Below are 19655 nucleotides of genomic sequence, written 5' to 3' on the forward strand. Positions count from 1 at the left end.
ACAACGGGGCCGCCGCGGGCCGGGGAGGTGCGGGCGCGGGTCGCGGCCGACCTGTGCAGGTGCTCAGGCGGCGAGGGGGTCCGCGGAGTCGGCCGGCCGGCGGGTGGTCAGGGCGAGCACCCCGATGGCCAGGGCGAACCCGAGCGAGGTGAGGGCGAGGGCGTGGAAGCTCACGCGGTCGACGATGACGCCCGCCACCGCACCGCCCCCGCCCGCGGCCAGACCCATGAGGAGGTCGGCCGCGCCCTGGGCGCCGGGCCGCTCGGCCGCCGGCACGGCCGCGGTGAGCAGGGTCGACCCCGCGACGAGCGTGCACGACCAGCCGAGGCCGAGGAGGAAGAGCCCCGCGACGAGGGTGCCGGACTCCCCCATCGGCGAGGCCGACGCCAGCACGGTCGCCACGCTGAGCACGCCGGCGCCCAGCAGGGCGACTGCCCGGCCCCCGAAGCGGTCGACGGCCATCCCCGTCAGCGGCGAGAAGGCGAACATGCCGAGGATGTGGATGCTGATGACGAAGCCGATGACCGTCAGCTCGGCGTGCCCGTGCGACATGTGCAGCGGGGTCATCACCATGACGCTGACCATGACGCCGTGGCCGAGGGCGAGCGTGACGATGCCGAGCCGGGCCATCGGCCGCGAGAAGGCGACCCGCAGGCCGCGCGTCACCGAGCCGTGGGTCGGTTCCCCTGCTTCGTCGCCCTCGTCGAGCGCGAGCCGCCGGGCCTGCACGAGCGGGTCGGGCCGCAGGCGCAGCGCGACGACGCCGATGGCCAGGACCAGCCCGACGAGCGAGAAGACGAACGGGCCGGTGAGGCGCGGGAGGCCGAGCGCATCCGCCACCGGTGCGCTCGGTCCGACGAGGTTGGGCCCGAGGACGCTGCCGACGGTCGTCGCCCACACGACGATGCTGAGGTCGCGGGCGCGGCGGTTCGGGAGCGCGAGATCGGCTGCGGCGTAACGGCTCTGGCTGTTCGATGCGGTGGCGCCGCCGAAGAGCAGGGACGAGACGAGCAGCAGCGGGAAGCTCTGCACGATGCCCGCGGTGACGAGTCCGACGGCGCCGACGGCCGCGAGGGCGTAGCCGAGGACGAGGCCCGGACGGCGGCCGCGTGCGGCCATGACGCGCGCCATCGGCACGGCGATGACGGCGGCCCCGAGCACCTGGAAGGTGCCGCCGAGGCCGGCGTACTTCGCCGAGCCGGACACCTCCTCGGCGAGCAGCGCCCCGACGGCCACCCCGGCCGAGAGGCCGACGCCGCCGAGCATCTGGGACGCGACGAGGCTGCGGACGACGTGGCGCTGGAGTGCTGCCCGGTCCGTGGTGGCCGGGAGCTGCGCGGGTGTCGTCACGGTCGGCAGTATGCCGGTGCGCACCCACGGTCCGTGCCGGGGTCGAGTGCGCTCGCGGTCGCCCCGACGACCGTTTCCGCACTCGACCCGGCCGGGTGCGGCTCGCCCGGCCTCGGCCGCGCCCCGTAGGCTGACCCGCGGTCTTCCCGCCCTCGTAGCTCAGGGGAAGAGCACTTCTCTCCTAAAGAAGGTGTCGCAGGTTCGAATCCTGCCGGGGCACCGAACGGACGCGCGCCAGCGCGGCGAGCGGGACCCCGGCAGTGACGACGGGAGCCGGGGGTACTCGCACCGGACCCGAAGGTCACCGGACGGTCAGCCGAAGGGTCGCGCTCGTCCCGGTCGCGTGGTCGGCGTGCGCGGGGAGCACCCACCGGTAGGACGTGCTCGCCGACGGCCGCACGACGGCGCTCGCCGCGCTCGAGCTCGAGAGCTTCCGCGTGGTCACGCTCACCCAGGAGCGACCGGTCCAGCGCTGTAGGGTGACGACCGAGGAGGCGTGCTTCGGCCCGACGACCGTCGAGACCGTCACGCTCGCCCCCTTGGGCACCGTCGTGCGGGTCGCCCGGATCGACACCGACGGCGCCACCGACACCGTGCGGACGCTGCTCCACGTCCCGGTGCGCGCACCCGAGCCGGCGTACCCCACGCGATAGCGCGTCGACACGGCCGGCTTGAGCGAGACGGCGTAGTTGCCGTTCGAGGAGGTGGTCACGGTCGCGACCTGGCTCCAGGTCGTGCTCCCGACCTTCTGGGCCTGCACGACGAGGCCGCGCCCCGAGAGCGCACCGCCCTGCCAGACCGCGTTGCCGCGCAACGACACAGCGTCGGGGTAGCGCACCGACGAGGGCGCCGTGAGCCCGACCGTGCTCTGCTGGGCGGTGGCCCGGGCGGGCTCGACGGACGTCTGGCCGAACGCGTCGTACGTCGCGACGACGTACGTGTACGACCGTCCGCCGACCAGGCCGGTCGCCCGGACCGAGGTGCCGGTACCGCGGTACAGCTCCTTGGTCTCGCCGGCGGTGGCTCCGTACCGCGTGACGACGACCTGGGTGAAGTCGAACGTCGTGGGGTTCGTCCACGACAGCAGCTGCGTGTCGTACGACGGTGTCAGCACCAGGCCCGTCGCGGGCGCCGGGGGCAGGACGTCGGCCACCGTCACGCCGGACGACGAGCTCGCGGGGCCGGTGCCGTAGGTGCCGCGGCCGGCCACCGAGACGATCCAGTCGCGGCGCCCGGGGAGGTCGGTGAACCCGCGGGACAGGGTGGCCGCCGGGACGGTGACGGTCCGCCGCTCGGTGCCCGACGTCGCGGTGACCACCCACTCCGTGACGTCGGGCGAGAAGGCGTTCAGCCCCCACGTGACCGACAGGGAGTTGCTCGCACCGGCGGTGGCCCGCACGGCGGTGGGGGCGAACGGCAGGTCGGCCTGGGACACCGCGCCGACGATGCTCGGCACGACCGAGCGGGCGCGGTGGGAGTTGAGGTCGAAGACGTACAGCACCAGCTGCACCGGCACGAGGGGCTCGGGGAGGGTGAGGTCGGCCGTGACCGTCGAGGTGCCCGGGACGGTCAGCGGTTTCGCGGACGTCACCGAGTCGGGGTCGGCACCGACCGGGATGAGCGCGTAGCCGAGCGACTTCAGGTCGGGGAGAACGGGCTTGGGAAAGGCGATGGACACCTTCGTCGCCGAGCGCGGCGTGACGACGACGGTCGCGGGGTCGATGGGTGGCGGTGGCCCGTTGGCGTCGTCGGCCGTCCGGCCGGTCGCCGTCACCGTCGGACCCACCAACCCGTTGACGTCGGTCGCGGTCACCCGGACCTCGTAGTCCCGACCTCCGGGGAGGCGTGTCCAGGTGTGCGTCGTGGAGGTCCGGGACGTGGGGCCCGCGGTCTCGGCACCCGTCGTGAGGTCGACCAGGGTCACCCGCACGCTCTCCAGGTCGGTGTCGGCCGGCGGCGTCCACGACGCGGTGAGCCGGTAGTCGCCCCCGGTCGCGGTGAGGCCGGTCGCGGCGCCCGGTGGGACGGTGTCGAGGGGCGTCCGGAACCGGGTGACCACCGGCTCCCCCCGGTTGCCGAGGTCGTCCTCGGTCCAGACGGCCAGCGTGTAGGTCGTGTCCATCGTCAGCGGTCCGACGAGGAAGGACCCCGCGCGGCTCGGCGAGTACGGCTGGCGCTCGGGCACCGCGTCCCCCGCGGCGAAACCGTAGGTGTAGCCGACGAGGTCGGGGTCGTCAGGCAGGGTCAGCTCGACGGTCGCGGTGCGGAACGTCGGGGTCACGCGCACGTCGGTCACGGGGCCCGGGGCCGTCGCGTCGGGGCTCGTCACCCCGCTCCAGCGCGTGACGTTCCCGTGGAGGTCGATCGTGAAGATGCTGATGGCGTAGTCGGTCCCGGCCACCGCACCGGGCACGGTGTGCGCGTCGGTGAGGGGCTCACCCTCCTCCGGCGTCATCGGCGGGGTGGTGCCGGGGAGGAAGCGGGCCTCGGACCGGAGGAAGTCGTCACCCCAGGGGTCGTTCCACCGCACTCCGGCGTCGGTGCGCGTGCGCCACGTGCTCGGGGCGACCGGCCCCGGGGGTGGGACGTCGTCGACGAGGGCCGCCGCACGGACGACCACGGGCGCACTGAACGAGTAGGGCGCCCACGGGTCGTGCCACGGCACGGCCTGGACGAAGAAGACCGAGAAGTACCACTCCTCGCCGGCGACGAGCGCCGTGGGGCCCCCGACACGCAGGACCGTGTGGGGGTCATCGACGGGCTCGCCGTCCCACTGGTCGACGGGGGCCGACCCCTTCTTGGCCCGGACGATGGCCTGGGCGACCGTCGCGCCGTCCCAGTCGAGGAGGACGCGGCCGGGGCCGGGCGTCGCGGTGACGGCCAGGGGCTCCGGCTCGAGCGCCAGTCCCGGGTCGGTGACGAGCCGGACGACGCCCCCGCCGGCGAGCAGGACGCCCTGCCCGAGCCCCTGCGCCTGGGAGACGGCCTCGCGGTCGGCGAGGACGGGTGCGAGGGACCGGTCGGCCCGCAGGACGTACAGGGTCCCTCCGGGCCCGCCGACCTGGACGTGGATCCCGGCGGCAGCGGGGGCCACTGCGGCGACGGAGCCGCCCGTCATCAGGGTGCTCAGCGAGCCACCGGCCGAGAGGCGCTGCAGGCCGGTGCCGGCGACGAGCAGGTCACCGCCGGAGCCGTCGAGCGCGAGGTCGGTGGGGGCCTCCCCCAGCTCGACGACGGTGGTCGTCGTCCCGGTGGTGCTCCGACGCAGCAGGCGGTGGCCCGCGCCGTCGGCGATGACGAGCCCGCCGTCCGCGGCGACCTCGACGTCGGCCAGCCCGGTGCCCTCGAGCACGACCGACGCGACCCCGAGGTGGGGACGCGGTACAGGGTGTCGTGGTCCGCGGCGCCGTCGACGAGGACGAAGGCGGTGCCGTCGCCGGTCAGCGCGACCTTGGCGCGACCTGCGAGCGTGCCGAGGTTCGCGCGGGTGCGCAGCGTGCCGTCGGGCCGCACCTCCCGGACCTGTCCGGTCGCGGTCGTGAAGACGACGAGGCCGCCGGGCAGCCCGGCGCCGCCGCGCACGTCCCCGAGCATCGCGCCGACCGCCGGTGCGCCGTCGGGCGACCACGGACGGTCCGGGTCGATGCCCGCCAACCGCCCCACGCGCGTCCCGTCGGCGCCGTGCCGGGCGATCTCCCACGTCCACCGGGCGGTGCGGCCCCGAGGGCGAACCCGCTGCCGAGCCGGTCGATGGTCCACGCGGCACCGGACGCCGCGATCCGCAGGACGCCGGTGGTCAGCGAGGCGGCGACGACGGGTCCCTGGTCGCGCGAGGCCAGCCAGAGCGTCGAGCCGTCGGTCGCCAGCGTGTGCACCGCCGCGGTCGAGACGCTCGTCGCCGGGAGGCTCGTGTCGATCGCGCCGCCGGCGTTCTGCCCGTTGCCGACGACGCGGGCGCCGACCCCGTCCGCCGTGACCGCGTAGACGCCGAACCGGTCGGTGCCGGTGTCGATGACGTACGCCCGGGACCCGTCCGGGGTGACGACGAGGTCGCGGATGCTCGTGAAGGCGGTGGCCGGGGTCGCCGCGGTGACCGTGCCGTCGGTGAGGACGCGGACGACCTGGGTGGGCGTGGCCGCCCACACGACGCCGTCCGAGCCCACGTCGACGAGCTGCAGTCCGGGCAGGGTGCTCAGCGTGGTCCGGGTGCCGTCGGCCCCGAGGCGCACGAGCCCCTGGCGGGCGGCCACGACGACGCCGGTCCCGGCGGCCGCGACGTCGCGGACGTCGAGGGGCGCCGTCCCGGCGCCGGTGCCCGGGACCACGACCATCCGGTCGGTCGCCGGGTCGATGCGCAGGACCTCGCGCTGCTCGGGCGAACCGACGAGGAGGGAACCACCGCTGGTCGCGTCGGTCCGGATGTCACCGGGGAGGGCCGCCGACGAGGCGGGGCCGTTCCAGCCCTGCCCGCCGCCCGCGAGCACGGTCGAGGCGCCGTAGGTCGGGGGCGGGTCGGTGGCGGCCGACGCAGCAGGAGGACCGGCGACGAGCGACAGGCCGCCGATGACGCCTGCCGCTGCGGTGACGGCGACGAGACGGCGCACAGGAACCCCCGGAATCGCACGAAAGGATGGCCGGAACCTAGCGGATGGGTCGGCCGGCGGACCAGCAGATCCCGGAACCCCGCACGAACGGCCGATGCGCCGGTTCAGCCGCCGAGCACCCGGTCGAGCCAGGCGTTGCCGAAGACCCGCTCCGGGTCGACCTGCTCGCGCAGTGCCGCGAAGTCGCCCCATCGGGGGTACAGCGGCGCGAGGTCGGCGGGTCCCGCGGCGAAGCACTTCCCCCAGTGTGGTCGGCCACCGAGCGGCAGCAGGACGTCCTCGACCCGGGGCAACAGCGCCGCGACCGCTGCGGGGTCGAGGACCCAGGTGAAGTGGAAGGCGGCGACGTCGCGCCCGTGGCTGCTGCTGAGCCAGAGGTCGTCCGCGGCCACGGTCCGGATCTCGCACACCTGGAGCAGGGGCGCCATCCGCGCGGCGAGCCCCCGCAGCCCCTCGACGGCCTCCCCGACCCCGGCCCGCGGGAGGAGGTACTCGCTCTGCAGCTCCGCGCCACGGCTCGGCGTGTGGTCGATCCGGAAGTGCGGCAACCGCTCGTGCCACGCCCCGACGACGCCGAGCTGCTGGGTGACGGCCGCGGGGTCGGCCCCGGCGAGCATGTGCACCGGACCCGTGGCCGCGCTCGTGCCCTCGGGCGGGGCAGGCGGCTCGGTCGAGCGGCTCTTCAGCCAGGCATCGGCGAGCCCGCTCGTCCAGTCCGTGAAGAGGCTGACGCTGTAGGCGGCCGCGCTCAGCTCGTCGAAGCCGTCGCGGACGCGGTCGAGTGACAGCCCGCGGAAGACGTCCTGGCGCACCGCGAAGTCGGGCTCGACGTCGAGGGTCAGGCGGGTCACGACCCCGAGCGCGCCGAGCCCGACGACGCTGCCGTCGAAGTCCGGGTCACCGCGTCGCACGCTGCGCACCGCGCCGTCCGCACCCACGAGCTCGAGCTCCCGGACGGAGGCCGCCAACGACCCGACTGCGTCCCCCGACCCGTGCGTGCCGGTGGCCACGGCGCCCGCCACCGAGATGTGCGGCAGCGACGCGAGGGCGGACAGGGCCCATCCACTCCGGTGCAGCTCGACGGCGAGCTCGCCGTAGCGGGTCGCCGCCGCCACGGTGACCGTCCGTCGCTCGTCGTCGACGACGACGTCGGCCGGCATCCGCTCGAGGGAGACGAGGACGCCGTCGGTGTCCGCGAGGTCGGTGAAGGAGTGGCGCGACCCCAGGGCTCGGACGCGCCGCTCGCGGGCGACGACGTCGGCGAGCTCCTCGGTGCTCGCCGGGTGCTCCAGGCGCACCGCCCGGAAGGTGTGGTTGCCCGCCCAGTTCGTCCCCGCCGGGCCCGTCACGCGGCACCCGCCCAGTCCGCGGGGTGGGCCAGCACCTCGGACAGCTCGCGCAGCGCGGCCCCGGAGGCGCCGGCCGCGGGGTCCTCCCCCGCCGAGGTGACCGTGGGGGCGACCCAGCGCGCCGACAGCGACCGGGTCCGCAGGTGCTCCTCGAGATCGGGGCGCAGCAGGTCGGCGACCTGGGCGAGGTGGCCGCCGAGGACGACGGCCGGGATGTCGAGCACGTTGACGACACCGGCCAGCACGACGCCGAGGGCCCAGGCCGCGCGGGCCACGGCCGACACGGCCGACGGCTCCCCCGCCCGGGCGGCATCCGCGAGGTCGCGGCCCGACGCCGTGGGCGGCAGGCCGGCGGCGGTGAGGAGGGCTGCGCGGCCGACGTACCGCTCGAGGCACCCGGTGGACCCGCACGGGCAGGCCGGCCCGTCGGGGTCGACCGGGACGTGCCCGATCTCCCCGGCCCAGCCGTGCCGCCCGGGCATCCCCCGCCCGTCGAGGACGAGCGAGCCACCGATGCCGACCTCCCCGGAGAGGTACACGAAGTCGGCCAGCGGTCCGGGGCGCCCGGGCGCGACCTCGGCGACGGTGCGGGCCGCGAGGTCGGCCTCGTTCCCGACCCGCGGGACCATCCCCCCGACGACCGGGAGGTGGCCGGCCTCGAGGTCGGCCCAGCCGAGGTTGGGAGCCACGAGAAGCGCTGTGCCGGACGGCGAGACGAGCCCCGGGAGGGCCAGCCCGGCACCGACGAGGCGGATGCCGGGCGCGAGGTCCGCGAGCACCTCGTCGGCGAGGGCCGCCAGCAGCGGCAACACGACGGTGGGGTCGGACCCGACGAACGCGCCGTCGACCACGCGCCCCGCCACCACCCGGCCGCGCAGGTCGAGCACCCGGGCGGCGAGGAAGCCGGCGTCGACCTGGAGACCCAGGGCGGCGATGCCGGCGCCGGGGACGAGCGGCGTGGCCGGCCGGCCCCGACCGGTGACCACCCCCGGTTCGAGCTCGTCGAGGACCCCGCCGCCGACGAGGTCGTCGACGAGGCGCGAGACCGTGGAGCGCGTCATCGAGGTGCGACCCGCGACGTCGGCCCGCGACAGCGGCTCGGCGGACGCGCACACCGTGGCCGCCACGAGCGCGAGGTTGGCCTCCCGCAGCGAGGACTGGGTGGCCCGGGACTCGCGGCCCACCGCGGGGCCGGGGACGCGCGCCCGGGGCGCGGTCGCCGAGGTCATGGGTTGACGATAGCCGACGGCGGCCTATTATGTTGTGGGAGACAACAAATACGACGAAGGAGCACACCGTGGTGCGTCGACCCACCCCGAGGACAAGTTCTCGTTCGGCCTGTGGACCGTGGGCTGGACGGGAACCGACCCGTTCGGCGGCCCCAGCCGCCCGGCCTTGGACCCGTGGGCGTACGCCGAGAAGCTCGCAGGGCTCGGCGCGTGGGGCGTCACCTTCCACGACAACGACGTCTTCCCCTTCGACGCCGACGCCGCGACCAAGGAGCGCATCGTCTCGCGCTTCCGGCAGGCGACCGACGACGCCGGCCTCGTCATCGAGATGGTCACGACCAACACCTTCAGCCACCCCGTGTTCAAGGACGGTGGGCTGACGAGCAACGACCGCGGCGTGCGGCGCTTCGGCCTGCGCAAGGTGCTGCAGGCCGTCGACCTCGCCGCCGAGCTCGGCGCGAGCACCTTCGTCATGTGGGGCGGGCGCGAGGGCAGTGAGTACGACGGCTCCAAGGACGTCTTCTCGGCCATGGAGCGCTACAAGGAGGGCCTGGACACGGTCGCCGGCTACATCAAGGCCCAGGGCCACGACCTGCGGATCGCGTTGGAGCCCAAGCCGAACGAGCCACGCGGCGACATCTTCCTCCCCACCGCCGGGCACGCGCTGGCGCTCATCGCCGAGCTCGAGCACGGTGACATCGTCGGGCTCAACCCCGAGACCGGTCACGAGCAGATGGCCAACCTCAACTACACGCACGGCCTCGGCCAGGCGCTGTGGAGCGGCAAGCTCTTCCACATCGACCTCAACGGCCAGCGCGGCCTCAAGTACGACCAGGACCTCGTCTTCGGCCACGGCGACCTCGCCTCGGCCTTCTTCACGGTCGACCTGCTGGAGAACGGTTTCCCGGGCAACCCGGACGCCCCGCGCTACGACGGCCCGCGCCACTTCGACTACAAGCCCTCGCGCACCGAGCACATGGAGGGAGTGTGGGAGTCGGCGAAGGCCTGCATGTCGACCTACCTGCTCCTCGCCGACAAGGCCCGGGCCTTCCGCGCCGACCCGCGCGTGCAGGAGGCGATGGAGTACTCCGGCGTCCTCGACCTCGCCCGGCCCACCCTCGACGAGGGCGAGTCGGTCGAGGACTTCCTCGCCGCGGACGACGGCTTCGACCCCGAGAAGGCCGGCGAGCGCGACTACGGCTTCGTCCGCCTCAACCAGCTGGCCATCGAGCACCTCGTCGGCTGACCCGTGGTCCGGTGAGCGCCGCGGCGTCACGGGGGTGGCGGCGGGCCCGGTGCTCCCGGGCCGGGTCGCGACGTGGTTTGCCCGCGAGTCCCCCGGGGTAGTCGGGGGAGTCCCGCCGCCGAGCCGCGGCTGGACCGCTCGTCCCGACACCGACCCGAGGAGGACCGGGCGTGCCCCTCGCCACCCCGGCCCCCGGCCGGCCCGACCACCGGACGCAGGAGGTCGCGTGCACGTCGTCCTGATCGCCTCGTCCCGCTTCCCGCTGGCCGAGCCGTTCGCAGGTGGCCTCGAGTCGCTCACGTGGAACCTCGCCCTCGGGTTGCGTTCTCGCGGAGCCGAGGTCACCGTCTTCGCCGGGTCCGGAAGCGACCCGAGGCTCGGCGCCCGCGAGCTGGCGACCCGGCCGCTCGAGCTGAGCGACACCGCCCGCCGCGACGTGGCGATGCCCGCGGCCTCGTGGCTGACCGAGCACCACGCCTACCTCCAGCTGATGCTCGAGCTGCAACGCCGCGACGACGTCGACGTGGTGCACAACAACAGCCTCCACCACCTCCCCGTGGCCATGTCGGCCGCGGCGGCGGCCCCGATGGTCACCACGCTGCACACCCCGCCGACCCCGTGGCTCGAGCCCGCGATCGCCATCGCCGGCGACCCGCGCTCGCGCTACGTCGCCGTGAGCGAGCACACCCGGGCGGCATGGCGGCACGCGGTCGGGTCCGAGGTCGTGCCCAACGGGGTCGACGTCGGGCGCTGGACCCCCGGCCCCGGTGGCAACGCCCTCGCGTGGGTCGGGCGGCTCGTGCCCGAGAAGGCGCCGCACCTGGCCATCGACGCCGCGCGGGCCGCCGGTCGGCCGCTGCGCCTGGCCGGGCCGGTCGGTGACCCCGGCTACGTCCGGACGATGGTGCTGCCGCGTCTCGGCGACGACGTGGAGCTGCTCGGCCACCTCGGCACCGACGACCTCGTCACGCTCTTCGGCACCAGCGCGGCGACCCTCGTCACCCCGGTCTGGGACGAGCCGTACGGGCTCGTCGCCGCGGAGTCGTTGGCCTGCGGCACACCGGTGGTCGCCTTCGACCGGGGCGGCCTCGGCGAGTTCGTCCGGCCCGCCGTCGGCCGGCTCGTCCCCGGGGGTGACGTCGTCGCTGCCGCGGCGGCCGTGCCCGAGGCGGTGGCCCTGTCGCGCACCGCGTGCCGCGACCACGCCGTCCGCGCCTGCTCGGTGGACCGGATGGTCGAGGACTACCTGAAGGTCTACGGCGCGATGCTGCCGCTGCGCGGTGCCGCGTGATCGGGTACTACGTGCACCACCAGGGGCAGGGCCACCTCACCCGGATGCGCTCCCTCGGCGAACACCTCCGCTCCCCCGTGACCGGACTCAGCAGCCTCCCCGCCCCGGCCGGCTGGGAGCACCGGTGGGTGCAGCTCCCCCGCGACGACGCCCCGGTGCCCGAGGTCGGGGCGGACGTCGACGCCCACGGCACGCTCCACTGGGCACCGTTGCGGCACAGGGGTGTCGCTGACCGAGCCGCCGCCATCTCGGCGTGGGTGGCACGCGCACGGCCGCGCCTCGTCGTCACCGACGTCTCCGTGGAGGCCGCCCTCCTCGTGCGCCTCTGCGGGGTCCCGGTCGTCGTCGTCGCCCTCCCCGGGCACCGCACCGACCCCGCGCACCGCCTGGCCCACGACCTCGCCGAGGGTCTGCTCGCGCCGTGGCCGGAGGGGGCGCACGACGCGGGATGGCCCGACGCCTGGCGCGCCAAGACGTGCTTCGCCGGGGGGATGTCGCGGTTCGACGGGGCGCACCGCCCCCTGCCCGCGACCGGTCGGCCGAGCCGGCACGCCCTCGTCGTCTGGGGAGCCGGCGGCCGGGACACCGGGGCCGGTGCCGTCGACGCCGCCCGGGCCGCGACGCCCGGGTGGACGTGGTCCGAGTGCAGCCCCGCCCACCCCTCACCGGACCTCTGGCGCGACCTCTGCGCGGCCGACGTCGTCGTCACGCACGCGGGGCAGAACGCCGTCGCCGACGTCGCCGCCGCCCGGGCCGCGGCGGTCGTCGTCGCCCAGCGCCGGCCCTTCGACGAGCAGGACGCCACGGCCGCGGCGGTGTCCCGGATGCGGGTGGCCGACGGGCACACCTCCTGGCCGGAACCCGGGGACTGGCCCGGGGTGCTCGAGCGGGCCGTCCGCCGTGGGGGACGCGGCTGGAGCCGGTGGAGCACCGGACGGGGCGCGCAGGACGCGGCCGCGTGGCTCGACGACCTCGCGGCCGGCCGCGCCGGACGGTCGGTCGCGTGACCCGGCCCCCGTGGCCGTCGTCACCGTCGTGCACGGCCGCCACGACCACCTCCGCGGCCAGCTCGAGGGCCTGCGCCGCCAGACCCGCCGGCCCGACCTGCTCGTCGTCGTGGCGATGGACGACGACCGGGTCCCGGCCGTGGTGGACGCGACGGCCGGGGCCGCCCACGTCGTGCACCACGTCCCGATCCCCCGGCAGGACGGGCGCCTCCCGCTCGCCGCCGCCCGCAACCTCGGCGTCAGCACCGCCGTGGCGGCGGGCGCGGAACACCTGGTCCTCCTCGACGTCGACTGCGTCCCGGCGCCCACCCTGGTGGAGCGCTACGCCGAGGTCCTCACGACGGGCGACGGCGACGGCCCGGTGCTCCTCTGCGGCGGCGTCGCCTACGAGGCCGACCCCCGCGAGGGACCGCGCCCGCCACGCCACCACCCGGCCCGGCCGCCGCTGCCCCGGACGCGCTGAGGGTGGTCGACGACGTCACGCTCTTCTGGTCGCTGTCGTTCGCGGTGACGGCCGACGACGTCGCCCGCATCGGCGGCTTCGACGAGCGCTACGCGGGGTACGGCGCCGAGGACACCGACGTCGGGCAACGGCTGGCGCGCGCCGGCGGGCGCCTGCTCTTCGTCGGCGGCGCCGAGGCCGTGCACCAGTTCCACCCGAGCCCCAGCCCGCCGGTGCAGCACGTGACCGACATCGTGGCCAACGCCACCACCTTCGCCGACACCTGGGGCTGGTGGCCGATGGAGGGCTGGCTCGAGCAGTTCCGCGAGCTCGGTCTCGTGCACCGCACGCCGGACGGGCACTGGCACACCGTCACCTGAACCCCCGCGGTCCGTGACCTCCGGGGGCACGGCGGGTGTCGATGGGCGCCCCTACGGTCGGTGCACCGGTCCCGCCGGGGCCTCGACCCAGGAGGACCTGCCATGCGCCGCTCGCTCAACCCCCCGTCCGTCCCGCGCTCACCGTTCTACTCCCAGGGCATCGAGGTGCCACCGGGCCGCACGGTCCACGTCTCCGGCCAGGTCGGCATCGGCGCCGACGGGACCCCGGCCGAGGGCATCGACGCCCAGACCCGGCAGGCCGTGGCCAACGTCCACGCGGTCCTCGCCGAGGCGGGCCTCGGGCCGGAGCACATCGTGTCGCAGCGCGTGTACCTCACGACCGGCGAGTCCGTGCCGGGCTTCGTCGAGGCCGCGGCCGAGTTCGTCGGCGAGGACCCGTCCGCCACCACGCTGCTGGTCGTCGCGGGCCTCGCCGACCCCGCGCTCCTCGTCGAGGTCGAGGCCGTCGCGGTCGGGCCCGCCTGACCGGGAGCCGTCGTGAGGACGGGGACGTCCGTCATCCGCGGTCACGGCCGCAGGACGGTCCGGTCGCGCAGGGTCGCCAGGGCGCCGGAGGTCCGCAGGGCCGCGGTGACGGCCGCGGCGATGCGCCGGTGGCCGTCGTCGTCCGGGTGGTCGCCGTCGTCCTGCAGGTCGGGCGTCGGGTCGCGTGACCCCTGCGGTCCGAGGAGCGCGGCCGAGGAGTCGACGTACACCGACCCCGTGGCGCGCGCCACCTGCGCGATGACGTCGTTCACCGTGCTCGTCACCGCCCGGCTGTTGGCGAGGAAGTCCGCTCCCCGTCCGCGGGCGACGGCTCCGTCCACCCCGACGTTCCAGTACCCGATCAGCACGACGACCGGGTGCGAGGGCGAGGCCTGCGCGGCGCGCACCGTCCCCGTCAGCGCGGTCCGCAGCGCGGTGACGGTGGGCCCGAGGCAGCTCCGGTCGCCCGAGGACGGGCAGGCCGACCCGGTACCGGGGTCGAGGGGCACGTCGTTGGCCCCGGCCATCACGAGCACCAGTGCGGCAGAGTCGAGGTCGGCGCGGACCTGCGGCTGGTGCACGCGGTCGAGCACGTCCTCGCTCGTCGCCCCGTCGACGGCGTCGTCGTCGAGCCGGGTCGGCCGCCCCACCTGACCGCCCACGTCGTCGGCGACGACCTGCGCGAAGCTGCGGCAGTCGCAGCCGTGGCCGGTCGGCACCGAGTCGCCGAGCGCGACGACGTCGAGCACCGAGGAGTTCAGCTCGTGCGGCCGCCACGGCCCGGGCACCGCCGCCGTGACCGCGGCCCCCACGAGGACCGCGACGACGGCCAGCCGCGCCCGGGCCCGCGACCCGACGACCCGTCGCGTCCACCTCACGGGTGGAAGCCCGACAGGGTCCGCCCCAGCCACCGGAAGGCACTGGGGAGCAGCGGCTGCCACACCGCCGACCGGTGACCGCCGCGCGCGAGCACGACGGCCCTGACCGCCGTCGGTGCGCGGACGGCGCGGAGGAACGCCGAGGTGCTCGGGTACGAGAGCGAGTCCTGGCGGGAGGTCTCGACCCATGCGGAGACGGGCACGGGGTGCTTCTGCTCGAGGCGGACCAGGTCGTACCCCGAGAGCCCCGGCACGTCCGGTGCGTGGGTCGTGCCGAAGTCGGGCCGGAAGTACCCCTGGAGGTCGATGAACGCGCCGTAGACGTCCGGGTGGCGCAGCGTCACCGACGCCGCGCACCAGCCGCCGAAGCTGTAGCCCACCGCGGCCCAGCTCTCGCGGTCGGTCCGCACCCGCAGGTGACCGACGACCCAGCGCGGCAGCTCGGAGCCGAGCCAGGTGTCGACCTGCGTCCCTCCTCCGGCGGCGTTCACGCACTCGGTGTCGTAGCCCTCCGGGGCGTTGACCTGCGGGACGACGATGATGGCGTCGGCGATCCGCCCCGCCGCGGCCTGCTGCTCCTCGGCACGCGGCAGGCCCGCCCCGACGTAGGACAGCGGCACGCTCGGGAAGCCGTGGAGCCCGACGACGACGGGGTAGGTGCGCGGGCTCGCGGGGTCGTAGCCGGGGGGCAGCTCGACGAAGACCCGGACGGCCGCCCCGAGGCTGCTCGACGGCACCGTCCACTCCTGGAGGCTCCGCCCGGGCTGCGGCAGCGGGGGCAGCGAGCTCGGCGGGTGCAGCCGGCGCAGCCCCGGTCCGAGCCGCGCGAGCGCCGATGCCGCGCCGGCCCCACCGCCGAAGGAGGTCGTCGTCCCCGTCCCGGTCGACCCGACGAGGTCACCCCACGAGACGTAGAACAGGTACTGGTCGTTGAGGACGACGCCGCTGAGGAGCACCGCGAGGGCCCCGACGAGCAGGACCTTGGCACCGCGGGCCGCCGTCGCCGGCAGGGGCCGACGCAGGCGCGGCACGTCGAGCAGGGCGGCGACGAACACGACGACGAGCAGGCCCGCGACGAGGACGACGAGCCCCCGGCCGGTGAGGCTCATGCCGACACCTCCTCGACGGCGACCGACCCGCGGCGCTCGGGGCGGACGAACGGGAAGGCCAGCACCGACCGGACCGGCCGGTTGGTCAGGAGCATGACGAGCCGGTCCACGCCGATGCCGAGGCCGCCGGCCGGGGGCATCCCGAGCTCGAGGGCGGCGAGGAAGTCCTCGTCGAGCTCCATCGCCTCGGGGTCCCCGCCGGCCGCGAGCACCGACTGCCGGGTCAACCGGTCGCGCTGCTCGAGCGGGTCGGTCAGCTCGCTGTAGGCCGTCGCGACCTCCATCCCCGCGACGACGAGGTCCCAGCGCTCGGCGAGCCGGGGGTCCTCACGGTCGGCCCGGGCCAGCGGGGAGGTGCTGCTCGGGAAGTGCGTGTAGAAGGTCGGGGTGGCGGTCACGGGTTCGACGAGCTCGCCGTGCAGGCGCTCGACCAGCTCCCCCGCGCCGAGCGACGGGTCGACCTCCAGCCCGCGCCCGGCGGCGAGGCGCACGAGGTCGCCCCGCTCGGTGTCGGGCGTCACCGGCTCCCCCAGCGCGCGACCGACGGCGTCGAGCACCGGCACCTGGGGCCAGGCCTCGTCGAGGGCGACGAGCGGGACGCCCTCCAGCCCCTGCCGCAGCCGGTCCGGTGGCGGCACCGGGACGACCGGGGCACCGTGCACGGCGACCGCCGCCGCGCGCACCAGACGCTGGGCCAGGACGCGCATCGACTCCTGGTCGCCGTAGGGCTGGTAGACCTCGAGCGCGGTGAACTCGGGGTTGTGCGTGCCGTCCGCACCCTCGTTGCGGAAGTTGCGCCCGAGCTCGAACACCGGTCCGAGGCCGCCGACGAGCAGGCGCTTGAGGTAGAGCTCCGGCGCGATGCGCAGGCACAGGTCCTGCCCGTAGGCGTTGCTCCACGTGCGGAACGGACGCGCGCTGGCCCCACCGTGCACGGACTGCAGCACCGGGGTCTCGACCTCGAGGTAGCCCTCCTCGGCGAGCGTGCGTCGCAGCGCGGCGACCACCGCGGACCGGTGTCGCAGCAGCTCCGCGCCGTCCGGGTGCACGAGCAGGTCGGCCGTCCGGTCGCGCGTGCGCGCCCCGGCCGAGCGCAGCCCGTCGAAGGGCACCGGGCGCACCGCCTTGGCCTCGGTCCACCAACGCCGGACCGCGATGCTCGGGACGCCGCGTCGCGAGGTCGTCAGCGTCCCCGAGACGCGCACGAGGTCACCCGGGTCGACGAACCGGGTCAGCTCGTCGACGGGGTCGCGGCCCTCGAGCAGGGCCTGGACCGACGCACCGGCGTCGAGGAGGTCGAGGAAGGCGACCCCGCCGTGGTCGCGCACCCGCCGCACCCGCGCGCACACCTCGACCTGCGCACCGTCGCGCCAGTCGGCGAGCAGGCCGGCCACCGTGTCGCCGGGGCGGCCCCGGCCGGGCGGGTGCGGCTCGCGCCCGGCCTCGAGCATCGCGAGGCGACGGCGGCGCAGGTCGCGCTCGCGGCGCCCGAGGGGTGGCCCGAGGCGCTCGGTGCGGGGTTCCTCGAGCCCGCGGATGCGCTCGAGCAGCGCGCCGTCCGGGGCCGCGCCCTCCGTGCGGGCGCGCCGGGACGGCAGGAAGCCCTCGGCCCGTCCCGCCGCGAACGCGACGAGGGGCAGCGACGCCGGGTCCTGGACGCAGTAGTAGCGACCCACCCACACCGGGTCGAACCGGCGGTTGAACCGGTAGAGCCGTTCGAGCTGCCAGATGGCGTCGAGCCGCCCGAGGGCCAGGGCGCCCCACCGCGTCAGCGACGAGGTCGCGACCCCGTCCGCCGACCCGAGCGTCGCGCGGAACATGCAGAAGTTCAGCGAGACGCGGGCCACCCCCAGGTCGCGGGCCCGGCCCATCAGCTCGACGACCATGAGCTCGGTGACGCCGTTCGGGCCCGAAGGGTCGTGCCGCATCACGTCGAGCGAGATCCCGGACGGGCCCCACGGCACGAAGGTCAGCAGGCCGACGAGCCGGCCCTCCCCGGTGCGGGCCAGGACGTGCAGGACCCGGGCGTCGGCGGGGTCGGCCGCCCGGCCGAGGGCCATCGAGAACCCTCGCTCCGGCTCCTCCCCCCGCCACCGCTCGGCGGCCGCGGTGACCTCGGCGAGCTCGGCGGCCGACATCCGACCCTGCCGCACGCACGAGACGACGACACCGGCCCGGCGGGCCCGGCGGGCCGCTCGCTGGACGGAGCGTCGGGCCGGGCTCGCGGGGTCCCAGGTGTCGCGCTCGAGGACCGCCTCGTCGCCCATCGTCCCGACCCGCAGCCCCGCGGCCCGGTAGAGCCGGGCGCCGTCCTCGCTCGCGGAGACCACCGCGGGGACCCAGCCGGCGCGGTGGGCCTCCTCGAGCCAGGCGTGCACGGCCGCGGCCCGCGACGCGGGCGCGCCGACCGGGTCGGCCGCGGCGAGGGAGACCCCCGCGACGACGGCGTGGCCCACGACCGCCTGCCGGTCGGGCGAGAAGACCAGCTCCTTATCACGCCGCGTCGCGAGGTACCCGAGCGAGTCGGCGGACCCGTTGTCCCGCAACAGGGCACGCACCTCCACCTCGTCCTCCGGCCGCCACCGCGGGTGCCAGGCCGCGGGCCGTAGGAGGACGAGCGCGGTCACGGCGAGTACGAGGCCGGCGAGCGTCGCGACGACCTCGGTGACCCAGGGCGCGGCATGGCCCGGCAGCCCGGCCGCCCGGTGCCCGCCCCCGACCCCGGCGACGACGTCGAGCACCGCGCGGGCCAGGGCGCCGGGGGTCGCCCCGTCCCGCTCGGTGAGCTCGAGCAGCCCGCCCGCCACCACCAGCGTGCCGACCACCCCGCCGACGAACACGACGACGGCCGCGCCGACGTGCCGCGCACCCAGCGAAGCCCGGAACTCGCGGCGGGCCCGCCACAGGAGGACGAGGGCGGCGACCCCGACCACGAGCGCGACGACGTCGAGGACCCGGCCGAGGGCCCCTCGGGAGCGCCACACGTCGAGCCACGACATCGAGCTGCGGGGCAGCAGGGCGAGCACGCCGACGACGATGCCGACGACCTGGAACCCGGCGGCGGCGAGCAGGCCGGCCCGCCGCCGGGTGAGGAGGGCCCCCGTGACGAGGGCCAGGGTGACGACGGACAGGACCGAGCGCGCGACCGGGACGTTGAGCACCCCGAACAGCTGCTCTCCCACCGTCGGCCGGTGCGAGGGGGTGGCGAACAGCCAGACGCCGAGCGCCGTCGCGGTGCCGAGGGCGTAGCCGGCGGTCACCACCCGGGCGGTGCGCACCCTGCGCGACCCGTGCCCCGGCGACGCACCCCGCTCCGTCGTCCGACCCCGTCCCGACCCTGCCCTCCGCGCGCTGCTCACGAGGCAGGAGTACGCCCCACCGCTGGCCTCGGGCTGCACGCCGACTGGGAGTTGGCTGAACACGGGTCGGCGTGCTGCGACACCGCTCCGGCGGGCGCCCCGGGAGGGCGTCAGGCGGGGTGGGGCGCGGAGAGCGCGACCCAGGCCGAGCGGATGTGGTGCTCGGTCAGCGCGGCGGCCTCGTCGCCGTCACCGGCCGCGACCGCCGCGAAGATCGCCTCGTGGTCGCCGCGCAGCACGGGCGCCACGTCCTCCCAGACCTCGAGGCTGCGGAAGCGGTCGAGGATGGGCAGGCGCATCGACTCGCGGATCGCCGAGGTGAGGTCGCGGGCGAGCGCGTTGCCGGCCGCCGCGGCGAGCGCCACGTGGAAGGCGGTGTCGCAGTCGTTGAACCGCGCGCGGTCGATGCCCGGGTCGGCCATCTGGTCGAGCAGGTCGCGCATCGCCACGAGGTCGTCGGTGCTCGCGTGGGTGGCGGCCAGCCGGACGCTGAGGCGCTCGAGGGCGATGCGGACCTCGACGACGTCGGGCAGCGGGAAGGCGGCGAGCGCCACGTGCAGGCGCAGCAGCCGGCCCAGGGCCCCGCTCGGCACGGCGGTGAGCACGGTGCCCCCGGCCGAGCCGGCCCCGACCGACGAGCGCACCACCCCCTGGGCCTGCAGCGTGCGCACCGCCTCGCGGACCGCCGCGCGGCTGACCCCGAGCAGCCCGGCCAGCTCGCGCTCGGGCGGCAGGTGGTCGCCGACCTCGAGGTCCCCGCCGAGGATGCGCTCGTCGACCCACCGCAGGACGAGCTCGAAGGCCCGCAGACCGCTGTCGTCGCGGGCGGCGGGCACCGGCTCGAAGGTCGTCACGCGCTCAGGATGCCACGCGGCGGCGCCCGACACGCCGAATGGTCGGACCAATAATGGTCAGACCATTGACA

General features: G+C 76.0%; 15 protein-coding genes and 1 tRNA gene. 7 read left to right on the forward strand and 9 right to left on the reverse strand.

Annotation, left to right across the window (positions count from 1 at the left end; all coding sequences use genetic code 11):
* Window positions 1-63 precede the first annotated feature (63 nt).
* On the reverse strand, window positions 64-1350 hold the full coding sequence (locus G7075_RS12525; protein WP_240917586.1) for an MFS transporter: 1287 nt from the start codon (window positions 1348-1350) through the stop codon (window positions 64-66).
* Window positions 1351-1497: 147 nt separating this feature from the next.
* On the opposite strand from G7075_RS12525, the gene G7075_RS12530 reads away from it, so the two are divergent.
* Window positions 1498-1570: transfer RNA gene (locus tag G7075_RS12530), tRNA-Arg, on the forward strand.
* 81 nt (window positions 1571-1651) lie between these two features.
* Here the strand turns inward: G7075_RS12530 and G7075_RS12535 are convergent.
* The 4 genes from G7075_RS12535 to G7075_RS12550 form a co-directional block, all read right to left on the reverse strand.
* Window positions 1652-4702: a fibronectin type III domain-containing protein gene (locus G7075_RS12535; RefSeq protein WP_166122232.1), complete on the reverse strand. Its 3051-nt coding sequence runs from the start codon at window positions 4700-4702 to the stop codon at window positions 1652-1654.
* 88 nt (window positions 4703-4790) lie between these two features.
* Window positions 4791-5954: an SMP-30/gluconolactonase/LRE family protein gene (locus tag G7075_RS12540; protein WP_166122234.1), complete on the reverse strand. Its 1164-nt coding sequence runs from the start codon at window positions 5952-5954 to the stop codon at window positions 4791-4793.
* Between the two features lie 104 nt (window positions 5955-6058).
* Window positions 6059-7303 (reverse strand): D-arabinono-1,4-lactone oxidase, encoded by a 1245-nt coding sequence (locus tag G7075_RS12545; RefSeq protein WP_166122236.1) that lies wholly within the window; start codon window positions 7301-7303, stop codon window positions 6059-6061.
* Window positions 7300-8532 (reverse strand): ROK family protein, encoded by a 1233-nt coding sequence (locus G7075_RS12550; RefSeq protein ID WP_166122238.1) that lies wholly within the window; start codon window positions 8530-8532, stop codon window positions 7300-7302. Before G7075_RS12550 ends, G7075_RS12545 begins: the two co-directional genes overlap by 4 nt.
* Window positions 8533-8566: 34 nt before the next feature.
* Here G7075_RS12550 and xylA point away from each other — a divergent pair, with 34 nt between their 5' ends.
* The 6 genes from xylA to G7075_RS12575 all read left to right on the forward strand — a co-directional run bounded on the left by xylA (window position 8567) and on the right by G7075_RS12575 (window position 13384).
* Window positions 8567-9778, forward strand: coding sequence for a xylose isomerase (xylA, locus tag G7075_RS12555; protein WP_166122240.1), 1212 nt, complete (start codon window positions 8567-8569; stop codon window positions 9776-9778).
* Window positions 9779-10004: 226 nt separating this feature from the next.
* The gene (locus G7075_RS12560) at window positions 10005-11069 is read left to right on the forward strand and encodes a glycosyltransferase (RefSeq protein ID WP_166122242.1); all 1065 of its coding nucleotides are present in this window, start codon (window positions 10005-10007) and stop codon (window positions 11067-11069) included.
* Complete coding sequence (locus tag G7075_RS12565; protein WP_166122244.1) at window positions 11066-12076, forward strand: hypothetical protein; 1011 nt, start codon at window positions 11066-11068, stop codon at window positions 12074-12076. The genes G7075_RS12560 and G7075_RS12565 overlap by 4 nt, the downstream gene beginning before the upstream one ends.
* 10 nt (window positions 12077-12086) lie before the next feature.
* Window positions 12087-12539, forward strand: coding sequence for a glycosyltransferase family 2 protein (locus tag G7075_RS21270; protein WP_240917587.1), 453 nt, complete (start codon window positions 12087-12089; stop codon window positions 12537-12539).
* A 2-nt stretch (window positions 12540-12541) separates the two neighbouring features.
* Window positions 12542-12898: a glycosyltransferase family 2 protein gene (locus G7075_RS21275; RefSeq protein ID WP_240917588.1), complete on the forward strand. Its 357-nt coding sequence runs from the start codon at window positions 12542-12544 to the stop codon at window positions 12896-12898.
* Between the two features lie 102 nt (window positions 12899-13000).
* Window positions 13001-13384 carry a RidA family protein gene (locus G7075_RS12575; RefSeq protein ID WP_166122246.1) on the forward strand — a complete coding sequence of 128 codons (384 nt, stop codon included), beginning with the start codon at window positions 13001-13003 and terminating at the stop codon, window positions 13382-13384.
* Between the two features lie 41 nt (window positions 13385-13425).
* On the opposite strand, the gene G7075_RS12580 is transcribed toward G7075_RS12575, so the two are convergent.
* The 4 genes from G7075_RS12580 to G7075_RS12595 all read right to left on the reverse strand — a co-directional run bounded on the left by G7075_RS12580 (window position 13426) and on the right by G7075_RS12595 (window position 19584).
* On the reverse strand, window positions 13426-14262 hold the full coding sequence (locus tag G7075_RS12580) for an SGNH/GDSL hydrolase family protein (protein WP_166122248.1): 837 nt from the start codon (window positions 14260-14262) through the stop codon (window positions 13426-13428).
* Entirely contained in the window at window positions 14259-15371 is a 1113-nt protein-coding gene (locus tag G7075_RS12585; RefSeq protein WP_166122250.1) for an esterase family protein, read from the reverse strand. The genes G7075_RS12580 and G7075_RS12585 overlap by 4 nt, the downstream gene beginning before the upstream one ends.
* Entirely contained in the window at window positions 15368-18631 is a 3264-nt protein-coding gene (gene lysX, locus G7075_RS12590; RefSeq protein ID WP_240917589.1) for a bifunctional lysylphosphatidylglycerol synthetase/lysine--tRNA ligase LysX, read from the reverse strand. The genes G7075_RS12585 and lysX overlap by 4 nt, the downstream gene beginning before the upstream one ends.
* Window positions 18632-18840: 209 nt before the next feature.
* The gene (locus G7075_RS12595; protein WP_240917590.1) at window positions 18841-19584 is read right to left on the reverse strand and encodes a FadR/GntR family transcriptional regulator; all 744 of its coding nucleotides are present in this window, start codon (window positions 19582-19584) and stop codon (window positions 18841-18843) included.
* Window positions 19585-19655 lie beyond the last annotated feature (71 nt).

Origin of the sequence: Phycicoccus sp. HDW14 (assembly GCF_011383005.1) — a bacterium.
Taxonomy (GTDB): Bacteria; Actinomycetota; Actinomycetes; order Actinomycetales; family Dermatophilaceae; genus Phycicoccus.

Excerpts from the sequence above, each read along its gene's own strand:
- G7075_RS12575 (WP_166122246.1), top strand. The coding sequence starts at position 13,001 with ATGCGCCGCTCGCTCAACCCCCCGTCCGTCCCGCGCTCACCGTTCTAC.
- G7075_RS12585 (WP_166122250.1), bottom strand. The coding sequence starts at position 15,371 with ATGAGCCTCACCGGCCGGGGGCTCGTCGTCCTCGTCGCGGGCCTGCTC.
- G7075_RS12550 (WP_166122238.1), bottom strand. The coding sequence starts at position 8,532 with ATGACCTCGGCGACCGCGCCCCGGGCGCGCGTCCCCGGCCCCGCGGTG.